This is a genomic window from Rhizobium sp. UFLA01-1127 (assembly GCF_059803845.1).
The window spans coordinates 1-13265 of record NZ_JAUQTZ010000067.1 but is presented as its reverse complement, the minus strand read 5'-3'; the positions used below and the strand labels follow the sequence as shown (position 1 = coordinate 13265).

Below are 13265 nucleotides of genomic sequence, written 5' to 3'. Positions count from 1 at the left end.
GAATTTGCATCTCTGGAGACGATCATGAGCGCAGCACCGCTTCACCCCTTCCACCTTGCATTTCCCGTCAACGATCTCGCTGCGGCGAGAACTTTCTACGGTGGCCTTCTTGGTTGCCCGGAAGGCCGCAGTTCGCCGGACTGGATCGATTTCAACTTCTACGGTCATCAGATCGTAGCCCATCTAGCCCCGAGCGAAACGAACGAGGTGGCTGCGAATGCCGTCGATGGCCACGGCGTTCCGGTGCGCCATTTCGGCGTCGTGCTGTCGATGGAAGAATGGGAGGCGGCCGCCGAGAAGCTGACGAAAGCCAATATGGAATTTGTCATCAAGCCCTATATTCGCTTCCGGGGAGAACCGGGAGAACAGGCGACCATGTTCTTCAAGGACCCGAGCGGCAATGCCATCGAGATGAAGGCCTTCGCCGACATCAACAGCCTCTTCGCCAAATAGAGAAAGTCGAGCCGGCGGCAAGAACGACCGCCACCCGCGGACGCCGGGGCGCCGGAAATGCTCGCGTCGCCGCTGAACCTTCAGGATGCCGTAAGGCCGGGCCCAACGGCATCCTTCTGCGCCGCCGCCCTCAGCCTTCGCATGGACGCTTCCAGCACGCCGAAGATCCGGGGATCGGCCGATTGCGCAACGTTGAACCGCATGAAGCGACCGGCCGTTTCCGACAGGCTGAAAACATTGCCTGGTGCAAGGACGATCCCTTCCGCGAGGCAGGCGCGGGCCATATCGGCGGCGTCGAGCCCTTCCGGCAGCCTGCACCAGAGAAACATTCCGGCCTGGGGCTTCAGCCAAGGCACGATGCCGATCGCCTCAAGACGGGCCGACACCTCCGCCATCGCCTTGGCCAGCCTTGCCCGCAGGGTTTCGACATGCTTGCGATAGCTGCCATCCTTTAGCGAGAGATAGACGAGTTCGGCCGACAATTGCCCGCAGCTGAAGCTGCTGGCGACCTTGAGATCGACAAGTCCGTCGATCCAGTCCTGCCTCGCTGCAATAAAGCCGCAGCGCACCGAGGCCGAGAGCGTCTTCGAAAAGCTGCCGATATGGATGACCCGGTCAAGCCCGTCGTAGGCGGCAAGGCGCGGCGCCGGAACCTGCTCGAAATCGGCGAAGATATCATCCTCGATGATGATGAGCCCGGCGGCATCCGCAAGCTTCAGCAGCCGATGCGCCGTGACGGGCGAGAGCGCAGCCCCCGTCGGATTGTGTATGGCCGAATTGGTGATGTAAAGCCGCGGCTGATGCCGTTCGAGAGCCTGGCCGAACAGCTCGACGTCCGGTCCCGTGGGCGTGAAGGGCACGGAGACGACATGGGCACGATGCGCCCGCAAGAGCGCATGGAAATTGAAATAGCAGGGGTCGTCCACCAGCACCGTATCACCGGGCTCGAGCAGGAAACGGCAGAGAAGGTCGATCGCCTGCGTGCCGGACTCTGTCAACATGATCTGGTCCGGAGGCACCGTGATGCCGTGCTCGCCGAGGCGCCTGGCGAGAAGCTGCCGCAACGGCGGCAGGCCGAGCGGCGTTCCGTAATTGGCGAGCGCTCCCGTATCGCCTCTTGCCAGCGTCCGCATCGCCCTGCGCAGCGCCGATTGCGGCAGCCAGGATGGCGGAAGCCAGCCGCAGCCGGGCTTCAGGACATCGTCTCCCACCTCGAGCGATTGTCGTGAAATCCACAGCGGATCGACGTTGCGGTCCGACCTTGTGCCGGCCTCGGACAGCGAAAGCGGCGGCAGCGGGCCGCAGACATAAAATCCGGCCCCCGGCCGCGAGCGGATCGTGCCCTCGGCGGCAAGCCGCTCATAGGCCTCTACCACGGTCGAAACCGAGACCTGCATCGTCTTTGCAAAGCTGCGCACGGAGGGAAGTCTCGCGCCTGGCATCAGGCTGCGGGTGGCGATGCGATCGGAAATCGCCGCCATGACCCCTTCGATGCGCGTGCCTCCGCCGCCTGCATTTGCCGCTGAAAGATCAGCCATCCGTACTGCACCTCATACCATAACAGTTCTTATGAATTGTACTGCACCGTCTCTGGCTTGACCAGACAGACTCGCCGATACCCGCGAAGACGAGAAGGAGCATGCGCAATGGACAAGACGACGACAGGATGGATCTGCAGACTGACGGGAGTGGTGATCTTCAGCGGCTCGCTGCCGGCAACGCGGGTGGCCGTCATGGATTTCGACCCATTGTTCCTGACGGTCGCCCGCGCCGTGATCGCCGGCCTGTTGGGTCTCTGCCTTTTGCTCGCCTTTCGCGAAAAGCGTCCGACCCGCAGCGACATCGCCTCGCTCGCAATCGTCGCGCTCGGCTGTGTCGTCGGCTTTCCGCTGTTGACCGCATTGGCGCTCAAGCATGTCACCTCGGCCCACTCCATCGTCTTCATCGGCCTGCTGCCGCTGGCAACGGCCGTCTTCGGCGTGCTGCGCGGCGGCGAGCGGCCGCGACCGGCCTTTTGGATATTCTCCGCCCTCGGCAGCGCGCTCGTCAGCGGCTATGCCTTGGCACAGGGCGTATCTGCCTCCCCGGCCGGCGATCTCCTGATGCTCGCAGCCGTACTCGTCTGCGGCCTCGGCTATGCCGAAGGCGCGGTGCTCTCTCGCCGGCTCGGCGGCTGGCAAGTCATCTGCTGGGCGCTGGTCCTGTCCCTGCCCGTCACCATTGCGCTCTGCGTCGCCACCATGCCGCATACGATCGACGGCATCGGCCGCCCAGCTTGGCTCGGCCTTGCCTATGTCTCGCTTTTCAGCATGCTGATCGGCTTCATCTTCTGGTATCGCGGCCTCGCGCAGGGCGGCATAGCAGCCGTTGGACAGCTCCAATTCCTGCAGCCGTTCTTCGGCTTTGCACTTGCCGCCGCTCTGCTCAAGGAAAGCGTCAGCTGGTCCATGCTGATCGTAACCATTGCCGTCGTCGGCTGCGTTGCCGGCGCCAGGAAATTCGCACGCTGAGCCGTCACGTCGAACCAAAACGATATTGCTTGATCTTCTAAACCGATCGGTCTATTAAATACCAATCAGTTTAGAAGGAACACGTCATGACACACCCTCTTGTCCCGCCTTTCACCCGCGAAACCGCCGTCGCCAAGGTCCGCTTGGCGGAAGACGGATGGAACAGCCGCGATCCGGAGCGTGTTTCCAAGGTCTATACGGAGGACAGCCAATGGCGGAACCGCGCCGAATTCCCGCGCGGCCGCAAGGAAATCGTCGAATTCCTGACGCGCAAATGGGCAAAAGAGCTGAATTACCGGCTAATCAAGGAACTCTGGGCCTTTGACGGCAATCGTATCGCCGTGCGCTTTGCCTATGAATGGCGCGACGACAGCGGCCACTGGTTCCGCTCCTACGGCAACGAGAACTGGGAGTTCGATGCCGATGGCCTGATGCAGCGCCGTTTCGCCTCCATCAACGACATGCCAATCAAGGAAGAGGGCCGGAAATTCCATTGGCCGCTCGGCCGCCGTCCGGACGATCATCCCGGCCTCTCCGAACTCGGCCTTTGAGATGGTTCGCAGCGTCTTCGAAAAGTCCGATGCCGTTGGCCTCGTCGCCGAAGTCTTTCGCGAGCTCGGCTACGAAGGCGCATCGATGAGCGAGATCACCGCCCGCACGAAACTATCCAAAGGCAGCCTCTATCACTTCTTTCCCGGCGGCAAGGAAGAGATGGCGGCGGAGATCATGGCCAATATCGACGCATGGTTCGTGACCGAAATGTTCAGGCCGCTCGAGGAGGACGAACCTCGCGCCGCCATTGCCCGCATGTGGGAAACGACAGACAGCTATTTCCGCTCCGGGCGTCGTATCTGCCTGATCGGCGCTTTCGCCCTGGACGAAACGCGCGACCGCTTTTCCGGCACCATCCGAGGTTATTTTCATCGCTGGATCGGGGCGCTTGCCGGCGCCTTGGTCAAGGCCGGGCTGCCTACCTCGGAAGCAAAAGCACTTGCCGAAGAAGCGGTCGTCGGCATCCAGGGCGCATTGACGCTCGCCAGAGCCATTGGTGACGACACGATTTTCGGCAGAACCCTGACAAGGCTGAAACGAGGACTGGAATCTGCGCTCGAATAGCACCCCAAGCCGGCGCGAATCACCTTTCGCCGCCGATTTGGCACATTAAAGAAGGATGATTGGCCTGCCCTGAAAGTCCCAAAGCTGCAGCAAACCACATCGCCGATCATGAGAATTGAAGATCGATGGCGGATAAAACTTGATCTTAAATAATCCTCCACAAAATTACGGCATTGTTAATCATGTTTGATTTGCAACTATCGGGGCTGCTGTGCTCAGCAGGGACCGGGAGCGCCGAGGAGACGGATAGACGATGCTGCAGCAGGTAAACGAAACCGACGACGCGCTGATCGACCGATTGCAGCGTTCGGCTTTCGACTATTTCATGCTTTACACCAACCCGGAAAACGGGCTGGTGGCGGACACTTCCATCAAGACGAGCCATTGCAGCATCGCTGCCGTGGGCTTTGCGCTGTCAAGCTATCCGGTCGCCGTCGAGCGCGGATGGATCAGCCGCGCCGATGCGGCAAAGCGAGTGCTCACGGCCCTCGATTTCTTCGCTGACAGCCAGCAGGGCACCGAGCGCGGCGCCACCGGCCATCGCGGTTTCTACTACCACTTCCTTTATATGGAGACCGGCAAGCGCGCCTGGAATAGCGAGCTTTCGACCATCGACACCGGTCTGCTGCTCATCGGCGTGCTGACCGCAGCCGCCTATTTCAATGGGAACAGCCAGGTCGAACGCGATCTCCGCAAGCAGGCGAAGCTCCTCTACGAACGTTGCGATTGGCATTGGGCGCTGAACAAGGGCCAGACCATCAGCATGGGCTGGAAACCGGCAAGCGGTTTCCTGCGCTGGCGCTACCAGGGCTACGACGAGGCGATCTTTCTTTACGTGCTGGCGCTCGGCTCGCCTACGCATCCCATCCCACCGTCGAGCTACGACGCCTTTGCCTCGACCTATACGTGGATGATGTTCAAGGACGCGCCCTTTCTCTATGCCGGGCCGCTGTTCATCCACCTCTTCTCGCACGCCTGGATCGATTTTCGCGGCATTCGCGACAAGCATGTCGCCGAGAAGGATACCGATTACTTCCGCAACACGCAGACGGCAATTGCCGTCCAGCGTGACTATGCGGAGCGCAATCCCAGCCATTTCGCCGGCTATGACAAGAACATCTGGGGCCTCTCGGCTTGTGACGGCCCGAACCCCACAGGCACGAAACACAGCCTACGCTATGCGCCGAAGGTTTTCGGCTATGCGGCACGCGGCGCACCGCTCGGACCGGACGACGGCACGATCGCACCCTGGGGTCCGCTCTCCTGCCTGCCTTTCGACCGTCAGGCAGCACTCGACGGCACGCGGGCACTGCTTTCGACCTATCGCAACCTGCTGCTCGACGGCCGCTTCCCCGGCGGCTTCAATCCGAGCGTCAACGGTCCAGGCCCCGAGGGCTGGGTGGACGATCGCTCGGTCGCCCTTGATCAGGGCCTGCTGGTCATGATGATCGAAAATGCCCGCACCGGCATGATCTGGAACCTGATGCGACAATCGCCGATCCTTCGCACCGGCCTGCAGCGCGCCGGCTTCACCGGCGGCTGGCTCGACGAGAAGCAGGCAACGCCCGCCATCGCCTGACTTTCTCTGGAAATGCGTCAAATCAACGGGATAGAACGGCTCAGTGATCCCGTAAACGCCGAGCCGCTCTATGCCACGTCGAACTTGACGCCCTGGGCCAATGGCAGGGTACGGCCGTAATTGATGGTATTGGTCGCCCGGCGCATGTAGGCCTTCCAGGCATCCGAGCCGGATTCGCGGCCACCACCCGTTTCCTTCTCACCGCCGAATGCGCCGCCGATCTCGGCGCCGGAAGGACCGAGATTGACGTTAGCGATGCCACAATCCGACCCGCGCGCGGAAACGAAGATTTCGGCTTCCCGCATGTCGTTGGTGAAGATCGAAGACGACAGGCCCTGCGGCACGGCGTTGTGCAGCGCCAGCGCTTTGTCGAAATCGCTGTATTTCATCACGTAGAGAATCGGCGCGAAGGTTTCCTGCTCGACCGGACCGGTCTGCTCCGGCATTTCGACGAGAGCCGGGCGAACATAGAAGGCATGGGCTGAGCCGTTTTCGACGCGCTCGCCGCCCGTCACTGTGCCGCCGGCCGACTTCGCAGCCGCAAGCGCTGCCTGCATGCGGTCGAAAGCCTGCTTGTCGATCAGCGGGCCGACGAGGGTTCCGGGTTCAAGCGGATTGCCTATTGTCACCGAACCATAGGCTTTCCGCAGGCGCGGCACGAGCTGCTCATAGACGCTGTCATGGACGAAGAGACGGCGCAGCGTCGTGCAGCGCTGGCCGGCCGTGCCCATCGCGGAAAAGGCGACGCCGCGCAAAGTGAGGTCGAGATCGGCCGTCGGGCAGACGATGGCGGCATTGTTGCCGCCAAGCTCGAGGATCGCGCGGGCGAAACGGCCAGCAAGACGCGGGCCGACCGCCCGGCCCATGGCCGTCGAGCCGGTCGCCGAGACCAGCGGCACCTGCGGATGATCGACCAAAAGCACGCCGAGATCGCGGCCGCCGATCAAAAGCGTCGAAAGATTGGCCGGCGCCTCACCGCCTTCGGCGACATAGCGCTTCAGTGCCTTTTCAAACAGAGCCTGCACGGCAAGCGCCGTCAGCGGCGTCTTTTCCGACGGCTTCCAGATTGTGGAATTGCCGCAGACGATGGCAAGCGCCGCATTCCACGACCAGACCGCAACGGGGAAATTGAAGGCGGAGATGATGCCGATCGCACCCAGCGGATGCCAGCTTTCCATCATCCGGTGCTCCGAGCGCTCGGTGGCGATGGTCAGGCCGTAAAGCTGGCGCGACAGCCCCACGGCGAAGTCGCAGATATCGATCATCTCCTGCACTTCGCCAAGGCCTTCGGAAGTGATCTTGCCGACCTCGACGGACACGAGACGGCCAAGGGCGGCCTTGCCGGCGCGCAGCTCCTCGCCAAGCAACCGGATCAGCTCTCCGCGCTTCGGCGCCGGCACATTGCGCCAGGACAGAAACGCCTCGTGCGCCGCCGCGATCGCGGCCCTCGCCCCATCAGCCGAATGCTCCTTCAGCCGGCCGATTTCGGCCCCGGTCACCGGAGAGGTGACGGCAAGCGTTCCGCCGATGTAGCGATCGGCCGATACGCCAAGTTCCGTCAGTATCGCCTTGGTCTCGGCGGCAAGATCTGATGTCGCGGTCATTTGTTTCCTCTTCCCGTAATGTTGGTTCTCAGATTTGCCCTAGAGCCGGATGATTTTAGGTCGAGTCGACCTAAAATCATCCGGCTCTAGAATCAAGGAAGTAGAGCGTGATATCGTCCGAAAACCGCCTACACTTTTCGGCATCACGCTCTAGACTCTGGCGCCGACGAAATGCGCGGCCTGGGCGCCTGCCTCGTACCACATTTCCTTCGCCGCTCTGAAGCTCGGCTCGACGATGTCGGTCACCGGCAGCGGCAGATCTGCCTCGGAAATCTGCCCGAGGATATGGCCGGCCAGCACCTTGCCGAACACGGTGCCAGGCGCGATGCCGCGGCCGTTATAGCCGGAGAAGCCGACGACATTCTGGGCGAGCTTGTGGAAGCGCGGCAGGGCATTGTCGGTCATGCCGATCTTGCCATACCACTCGCATTCGAACGGAATATCGCCAAGCTGCGGAAAGAGTTTTCTGATCGACCGCCGCGCCCAGCTCTTGTGAATGGCAAGACCGGTATTGCGTAGCGCCCCAACGCTGCCGAAGACGAGCCGGCCGGCCTGATCCATGCGGAAGGACGAGAGCACTTCCTTGGTGTCCCAAGCGCCCTCACGCCCCGGCAGCACGGATTTGCTGAGGTTATCGCCGAGCGGCACGGTCGCGAAATTAAAATAAGGCAGGTGCACCTGTTCGTTCCGAACCTTTTCCCAGGGGCCGGTGCTGTAGGCATCCGTGGCCACCACGATCCAATCGGCGCTGACCTTGCCGCCCTCGGTCGAAACCACCCATTTCACACCGCTTCTTTCCGTAGCCGTCACGGGGCTCCCGGTATGAATGGTGACGGCGGCTTTCACCACGGCATGCGCAAGGCCGCGTGCATAGGCAAGCGGCTGCAGCGTACCGGCGCGCATGTCGAGCAGTGCGCCCGCGTAAGACGAGCTGCCGACCCGGCGCTCCGTCTCCCGCGCATCCAGCACCGTCACTGGCGCTCCGCGCTTGCTCCATTGCCGGGCGCGTTCCTCGATTTCCTTCAATCCCTCCGCCCCGACGGCGCAATGCAGCGTGCCGTTGCGCTCGAGCTCGCAGGCGATGCCGTGCTTGTCGATCAGCTCCATGACCAGCTTCGGCCCATTGCCGAGCAGCTCGAGCAGGCGCTCGCCGTGAACGGTACCAAGTTCACCCGGCAGATCGTCGGGCATCACCCACATGCCGGCATTGATAAGGCCGACATTGCGGCCGGCACCGCCGAAGCCGATTTCGTTGGCCTCCAGCAGCACGACATTCGTGCCGGCTTCCGCCAGATGCAGTGCCGTCGAAAGACCGGTATAGCCGCCGCCGACCACTACGACATCGGCATGGACATCCCCGTAAAGCGGCTTCGTTGCCGGCGGTGGGGGAGCGGTCTTTTCCCAGAGACCATGGGAGCGCGGGTCATTCAGCATGAAATCGGTCCAATCGAGAGAGGTAATCGCGTCAATCTAGCGCCATGCTCGAAATTGCGGAAGCGACAACAGCGACATCCGATGGACATGGCATGATGCCGAAAAATCATCAGCTCTGGAGAAAAACTTGCATGGCAAAGGCGCTTTCGACCATGATAGAGAAAAAGCCGGTCGCCATTGCGTCGGCAGACAGAAGCAGGACATTCTCATGAAGCCCATTTTCGTTCAGCTCCAATGCGCCCCCGGCAAGACCTACGAGGTCGCTGATGCGATCTACCAGACGGAGCTGGTTTCGGAACTGTATTCCACCAGCGGCGACTATGACCTGCTGATGAAGGTCTACATTGCCGAAGAGCAGGATATCGGCAAGTTCATCAATGACCACATCGCCAATATCCCCGGCATCGTCCGCTCGCTAACGACGCTGACCTTTCGAGCGTTTTGAGAGGCGGGAACTTCGGTTCGGTACTATTGTGGCTCGGGCTGTTTTCAGAAAACGCCTAACGCCCCGCATTAACCCTCTTGCCGGAAACCGCTCTGCTTTCCACCTGCCATTAAACCCTTTTTAACCAACCCGATGATCTGCTTTGCCGACTGATCAAAGTGCGGCGCTGCAGCGCCGGATTGCCGACGCGCGGAGCGGCACAGGGGTCGAGGGTGGATCGATGACATCGGCTGTTGCGGATATTCAGACAAACAAGCAGGCCGGGCCGCTGATCGTGCATGTCGTGCGCCAGTTCCTGCCGAACAAGGGCGGCTTGGAAGACGTCGTTGCCAACCTCTGCCGCCAGTTGATTTCCCGCGGCTATCGCGTGCGCGTCGTCACCTGCAACAGCCTGTTTTCCGATCCTGCCCGCGAACTGGCGGAACGCGAAACCATCGACGGCATCGAGATCGTGCGCATTCCCTGGTCCGGCTCCAGCCGTTATCCGCTGGCGCCCAAGGTCTTCCGCCATCTGGCCGATGCCGACCTCATTCATGTCCATGCGGTCGATTTCTTCTTCGACGCGCTGGCATGGGGCAAGCTCCTGCATGGGCGTCCCATGGTCGCCACCACACATGGCGGCTTCTTCCACACGCAGAAATATGCGGCCATCAAGAAGGTCTGGTTCAATACGGCAACGCGGCTTTCCGCGCTCGGTTATGCCTCTCTCATTTGCTGCAGCCAGTCCGATGCCCGGCTTTTTGCGCAAATCGCCGACAGCCGCGTGCGCCTCATCGAAAATGGTGCCGATGTCGGCAAGTTTTCCAATTGCGCCGCATTGGAAGCGCGCCGCCGCATCGTCACCATCGGCCGTTTCTCGATCAACAAACGGCTAGACCATCTGCTCGACGTCATGAAGGAGCTGGCGGCCCGCCATGCCGAATGGCATCTCGATATCATTGGTGCGGAATCCGACCTCAATCGCGCGACATTGGAAACGGAAATCGCAGCCCGCGACCTGGAACGCAATGTCGCGCTGCATGTCTCGATCGACGATTGCTCGATCCGCAACATCATCGCCCGCGCCTCGCTCTTCGCTTCGGCCTCCGAATATGAAGGTTTTGGCCTTGTGGCGATCGAAGCGATGAGCGCCGGCCTGTTGCCGGTGCTGAACGCCAACGAGGCCTACAAGGCCATGGCCGAAACCCATCCGGCCCTCATGCTCTCGGATTTCTCCGATCCGGAAGCGGCAGCCGATACGCTCACCGCAGCATTCGAACGCCTTGAGGCCGACGACCTCAGCCTGCGGCAGGAGCTGTTGCGCGATGCCCGCAGCTACGCCTGGGACGAAGTCGCCCAGCGCTACATGGATGTCTATGCCGAAACGCTGACACCGAAAGGCAAGTCGCCTCAGCTCCTGCGCCAGCGCGGCCAGGCGGCGTAGCCTTCCAGAATGCCCATCAGCCAGGCACGCTTGTAACGGGCGGCGTCGAGGTTGAAACGCGCCAGCGCCGCCAGCCAACCGGCGACCGGGCGAAACAGGCGATAGCAGACATAATACAAGGGAAAGGCTTGCTTACGCATCAGCGCGCCGAAGCCGCGGCCATATTTGCGAGCCCGCTCCACTTGCCGCGGCCCGTATTCGCTGGTGACCTGATCATGGTGAACGATGAGCTCGGGAAAGAAGGCCGCTTGTCTGCCGACAGAAAGGGCGCGCAGCAGAAAGTCCGCCTCTTCGCCGCTCTGGAAGGGTGAATTCGAGCCGACACCTAGATCCTCGTCGAAGCCGCCGATATCGGAAAGCGCTGCATGGCGCACGAAGATGCCATTGGAGTTGCCGCATTTCAGATAGTTCCAGCGCGTCAGCGCAAGCCGCGTCTCTCCCGTCGGGCTGACGGAGGCGAGACCCTCGGCATCGAGCGTACGGCCGGTGACGATCGCAAGCTCCGGATGGGCCGAAAAAAGTGCCGCAGCCGTCGAAAGCGTATCGGCCTCATACCAGCAGTCGTCATCGGGAAAACAGATGTAGTCGCCTGTCGCGACCGCCATGCCGCTGTTGCGCGCCCGAGAGAGCCCCTTGGGCGAGCGGATGTGGCGAATGAGGAAGGAGGAGGAAAAGCCGTCGATAAGCGCGCGCAGCCGGTCGTCGACGTTCTGATCGACGACGATCACTTCGAAATCCCGATGGCTTTGCCCCGTCAGCGAGCGAAATAGCCGCTCCAGCTGATCGAACCGATCGACCGTGCAAACGATGAGGCTGAACAATGAGACCCTCCGCGCAAGCCTTGGACGACCAATATCAGAGAGAAATAATATTAGCCGAAGTAAAAAACGAACTTAGCGCAGCATTAAACCCTAAATATTAAGGCATATGAAATAGAACTGACGCTATCCCCACGAAAAGCCGGGTATGTGTATAGAGCATTTCCAGGAAAAGTGCGCAGCGGTTTTCCGTCCGGAATGCGCGAATAAACAAGAACATAGAGCGTTTTCGCGATTCGAAGAAAAGCGGAAACGCTCCAGGTTCCGGCAATTTGAGGAACGGTCAGTCTTCATGACGAAGAGCATAATGGCAAATTCGGTTCTGAATGCAGCGGCGGGATTGACCCTGCTTGCGACCGGCTTTGCGTGTTCGATCATCGCGGCGCGCCTGCTCGGCCCTGAGGCCAACGGCATCATCGCCTTCTCCCTGTGGCTGACGACGACCGGCGCGCTGATCGCTGAGCTCGGCGCCGGCGTGACCTTGCTGCGTATCCTGCCGCAGCTGAAGGGGAATGGCTATTCGGCGGAAGAGCGGCGCGGCTTTGCCGCCTATCTCCTGCAGCCGACGATTCTCGCAACCGTGATCCTGCTCGCCGGCTATGCCGCCTATTACTGGGATGCTGAGCGTTTGCATTGGGCGGGCGATGCGTCTGAAGTCGTTGTCATAACGGGCATATTCTTCGTTCTCCAGTCGCTCGGCGCCTATAGCAAGAACTATCTGATCGGCGAGCAGCAGGTCGGCGCATTCCTGCGCATCACGGTGACAAGTTCCGTGCTTCAGCTCGTTACGGTCCTCGCGGGCGCGATCTTCTTCGGCGTCGGCGGCGCGCTTGCCGGCTACGCAATCGGCCAGCTGCCGATGTTCATCGCAACCCTCAGGATTGCGATCGCACGCAAGAACAGCTGCGGCGTCGGCCTTTCCGCCCTCATCGGCTCGTCGCTCATTCTCTCGATCGAACTCATCAACAGCTCGATCTTCCTCAATCGCATCGAGCTTTTGTTCCTGCAGCGCTATTGGGGGATCGAAGCCGTCGGCTTTTATGCCGTCGGCCTGTCGCTCGCCAATCTGGCGCTGCAGCTGCCGGTGCAATTGAGCGGCAGCCTTTTGCCCTATTATTCCGAGCAGATGCACGCGCGGGCATCGGACAAGCTGCCCGTCGACGTCTTTGCCGGCGTCGCGCGCAGCATAGCCTACATCACTTTGCCGATGAGCTTCGGCCTTGCGGCCATCTCGCCCGAGCTTGTCGTGACGATCTTCGGCCCGGCCTTCGCTCCGAGCGGCAGCATGGTGGCATTGCTCTCGCTGACTGCGGCACCTTACGTCTTCATGCAGATATGCACGCAATATCTCTATTCGCTCGACCGCGTGCGCGAACGCACCGTCATCGGCGTCATCGCCAGCTTTATCATGGTCATCGGCTGCGTGGCCGCCGTGCCCTTCTATGGAGGCGAAGGCGCGGCGTTGGTCCGCCTGCTGACCTTTACCGCCATGTGTCTGTTTATGGTGCGCCGCATGGAATTCGAGGGCTCGACGCGAGGCATGCTGATCAACCTTGCAAAAGTTACGGTTGCTGCCGTTCTATGCGCCGCTGCAGCCTATGGTTTCGTTCAGGCACTGACCGGCATCGCGGGTCTCGTGAGCGCCATCATTGCCGGCGCCTTGACCTATGGCGTCGCGCTCAGGCTGCTGAAAGCGGTCCCAACGGAGGATATAGAAGTCTTGCAAAAGATCGCGACCCGACTGCCTGCCCGTATCAATCCGATTGCCGCTCAGGCTCTGGCCCTGCTGGCGCCGCGCCGAATGTGAGGAGGTGGCATGAAAGGGGCCCCCTCCACCGATAGAACGGATCACTGAAATGCAGGTGATGATCGAGGGACAGTCA

The 13265-nt window shown here is 61.2% G+C and carries 12 protein-coding genes; 8 read left to right on the top strand and 4 right to left on the bottom strand.

Features of this window, described 5'->3' with window-relative positions:
• Positions 1 to 24 precede the first annotated feature (24 nt).
• Positions 25 to 453: a VOC family protein gene (locus tag Q4Q11_RS17665; RefSeq protein ID WP_112504681.1), complete on the top strand. Its 429-nt coding sequence runs from the start codon at positions 25 to 27 to the stop codon at positions 451 to 453.
• An 80-nt stretch (positions 454 to 533) separates the two neighbouring features.
• Here the strand turns inward: Q4Q11_RS17665 and Q4Q11_RS17660 are convergent, their stop codons facing one another.
• Positions 534 to 1991 carry an aminotransferase-like domain-containing protein gene (locus Q4Q11_RS17660; RefSeq protein ID WP_498570317.1) on the bottom strand — a complete coding sequence of 486 codons (1458 nt, stop codon included), beginning with the start codon at positions 1989 to 1991 and terminating at the stop codon, positions 534 to 536.
• A 108-nt stretch (positions 1992 to 2099) separates the two neighbouring features.
• Between Q4Q11_RS17660 and Q4Q11_RS17655 the strand changes: the two genes are divergently transcribed.
• From Q4Q11_RS17655 to Q4Q11_RS17640, 4 genes are all read left to right on the top strand, one after another.
• The gene (locus Q4Q11_RS17655; RefSeq protein ID WP_498570316.1) at positions 2100 to 2963 is read left to right on the top strand and encodes a DMT family transporter; all 864 of its coding nucleotides are present in this window, start codon (positions 2100 to 2102) and stop codon (positions 2961 to 2963) included.
• Between the two features lie 86 nt (positions 2964 to 3049).
• Positions 3050 to 3514, top strand: coding sequence for a nuclear transport factor 2 family protein (locus Q4Q11_RS17650; RefSeq protein ID WP_498570315.1), 465 nt, complete (start codon positions 3050 to 3052; stop codon positions 3512 to 3514).
• A gap of 1 nt (position 3515) precedes the next feature.
• The gene (locus Q4Q11_RS17645; protein ID WP_498570314.1) at positions 3516 to 4079 is read left to right on the top strand and encodes a TetR/AcrR family transcriptional regulator; all 564 of its coding nucleotides are present in this window, start codon (positions 3516 to 3518) and stop codon (positions 4077 to 4079) included.
• Positions 4080 to 4332: 253 nt separating this feature from the next.
• Positions 4333 to 5658 (top strand): glucoamylase family protein, encoded by a 1326-nt coding sequence (locus Q4Q11_RS17640; protein WP_498570313.1) that lies wholly within the window; start codon positions 4333 to 4335, stop codon positions 5656 to 5658.
• 68 nt (positions 5659 to 5726) lie between these two features.
• Here the strand turns inward: Q4Q11_RS17640 and amaB are convergent, their stop codons facing one another.
• Positions 5727 to 7262, bottom strand: coding sequence for an L-piperidine-6-carboxylate dehydrogenase (gene amaB, locus Q4Q11_RS17635; protein ID WP_498570312.1), 1536 nt, complete (start codon positions 7260 to 7262; stop codon positions 5727 to 5729).
• A gap of 150 nt (positions 7263 to 7412) precedes the next feature.
• A complete protein-coding gene (locus Q4Q11_RS17630; RefSeq protein WP_498570311.1) occupies positions 7413 to 8696 on the bottom strand; it encodes an NAD(P)/FAD-dependent oxidoreductase in 1284 nt (427 codons plus the stop codon).
• 208 nt (positions 8697 to 8904) lie between these two features.
• Between Q4Q11_RS17630 and Q4Q11_RS17625 the strand changes: the two genes are divergently transcribed.
• Together Q4Q11_RS17625 and Q4Q11_RS17620 are read left to right on the top strand one after the other, a co-directional pair.
• Positions 8905 to 9141 carry an Lrp/AsnC ligand binding domain-containing protein gene (locus Q4Q11_RS17625; protein ID WP_015341532.1) on the top strand — a complete coding sequence of 79 codons (237 nt, stop codon included), beginning with the start codon at positions 8905 to 8907 and terminating at the stop codon, positions 9139 to 9141.
• A 220-nt stretch (positions 9142 to 9361) separates the two neighbouring features.
• Positions 9362 to 10564 carry a glycosyltransferase family 4 protein gene (locus Q4Q11_RS17620; RefSeq protein ID WP_113214916.1) on the top strand — a complete coding sequence of 401 codons (1203 nt, stop codon included), beginning with the start codon at positions 9362 to 9364 and terminating at the stop codon, positions 10562 to 10564.
• Here Q4Q11_RS17620 and Q4Q11_RS17615 read toward each other — a convergent pair.
• The gene (locus Q4Q11_RS17615) at positions 10531 to 11385 is read right to left on the bottom strand and encodes a glycosyltransferase family A protein (RefSeq protein ID WP_112504697.1); all 855 of its coding nucleotides are present in this window, start codon (positions 11383 to 11385) and stop codon (positions 10531 to 10533) included. The genes Q4Q11_RS17620 and Q4Q11_RS17615 overlap by 34 nt on opposite strands.
• 304 nt (positions 11386 to 11689) lie before the next feature.
• On the opposite strand from Q4Q11_RS17615, the gene Q4Q11_RS17610 reads away from it, so the two are divergent.
• Positions 11690 to 13189, top strand: coding sequence for a lipopolysaccharide biosynthesis protein (locus Q4Q11_RS17610; RefSeq protein ID WP_498570310.1), 1500 nt, complete (start codon positions 11690 to 11692; stop codon positions 13187 to 13189).
• Positions 13190 to 13265: the final 76 nt, after the last annotated feature.

What these genes read in the sequence shown, in the direction of transcription:
- Q4Q11_RS17665 (WP_112504681.1), top strand. Translation starts at nt 25, where the DNA reads ATGAGCGCAGCACCGCTTCACCCCTTCCACCTTGCATTTCCCGTCAAC.
- Q4Q11_RS17660 (WP_498570317.1), bottom strand. Translation starts at nt 1,991, where the DNA reads ATGGCTGATCTTTCAGCGGCAAATGCAGGCGGCGGAGGCACGCGCATC.
- Q4Q11_RS17655 (WP_498570316.1), top strand. Translation starts at nt 2,100, where the DNA reads ATGGACAAGACGACGACAGGATGGATCTGCAGACTGACGGGAGTGGTG.
- Q4Q11_RS17650 (WP_498570315.1), top strand. Translation starts at nt 3,050, where the DNA reads ATGACACACCCTCTTGTCCCGCCTTTCACCCGCGAAACCGCCGTCGCC.
- Q4Q11_RS17645 (WP_498570314.1), top strand. Translation starts at nt 3,516, where the DNA reads ATGGTTCGCAGCGTCTTCGAAAAGTCCGATGCCGTTGGCCTCGTCGCC.
- Q4Q11_RS17640 (WP_498570313.1), top strand. Translation starts at nt 4,333, where the DNA reads ATGCTGCAGCAGGTAAACGAAACCGACGACGCGCTGATCGACCGATTG.
- amaB (WP_498570312.1), bottom strand. Translation starts at nt 7,262, where the DNA reads ATGACCGCGACATCAGATCTTGCCGCCGAGACCAAGGCGATACTGACG.
- Q4Q11_RS17630 (WP_498570311.1), bottom strand. Translation starts at nt 8,696, where the DNA reads ATGCTGAATGACCCGCGCTCCCATGGTCTCTGGGAAAAGACCGCTCCC.
- Q4Q11_RS17625 (WP_015341532.1), top strand. Translation starts at nt 8,905, where the DNA reads ATGAAGCCCATTTTCGTTCAGCTCCAATGCGCCCCCGGCAAGACCTAC.
- Q4Q11_RS17620 (WP_113214916.1), top strand. Translation starts at nt 9,362, where the DNA reads ATGACATCGGCTGTTGCGGATATTCAGACAAACAAGCAGGCCGGGCCG.
- Q4Q11_RS17610 (WP_498570310.1), top strand. Translation starts at nt 11,690, where the DNA reads ATGGCAAATTCGGTTCTGAATGCAGCGGCGGGATTGACCCTGCTTGCG.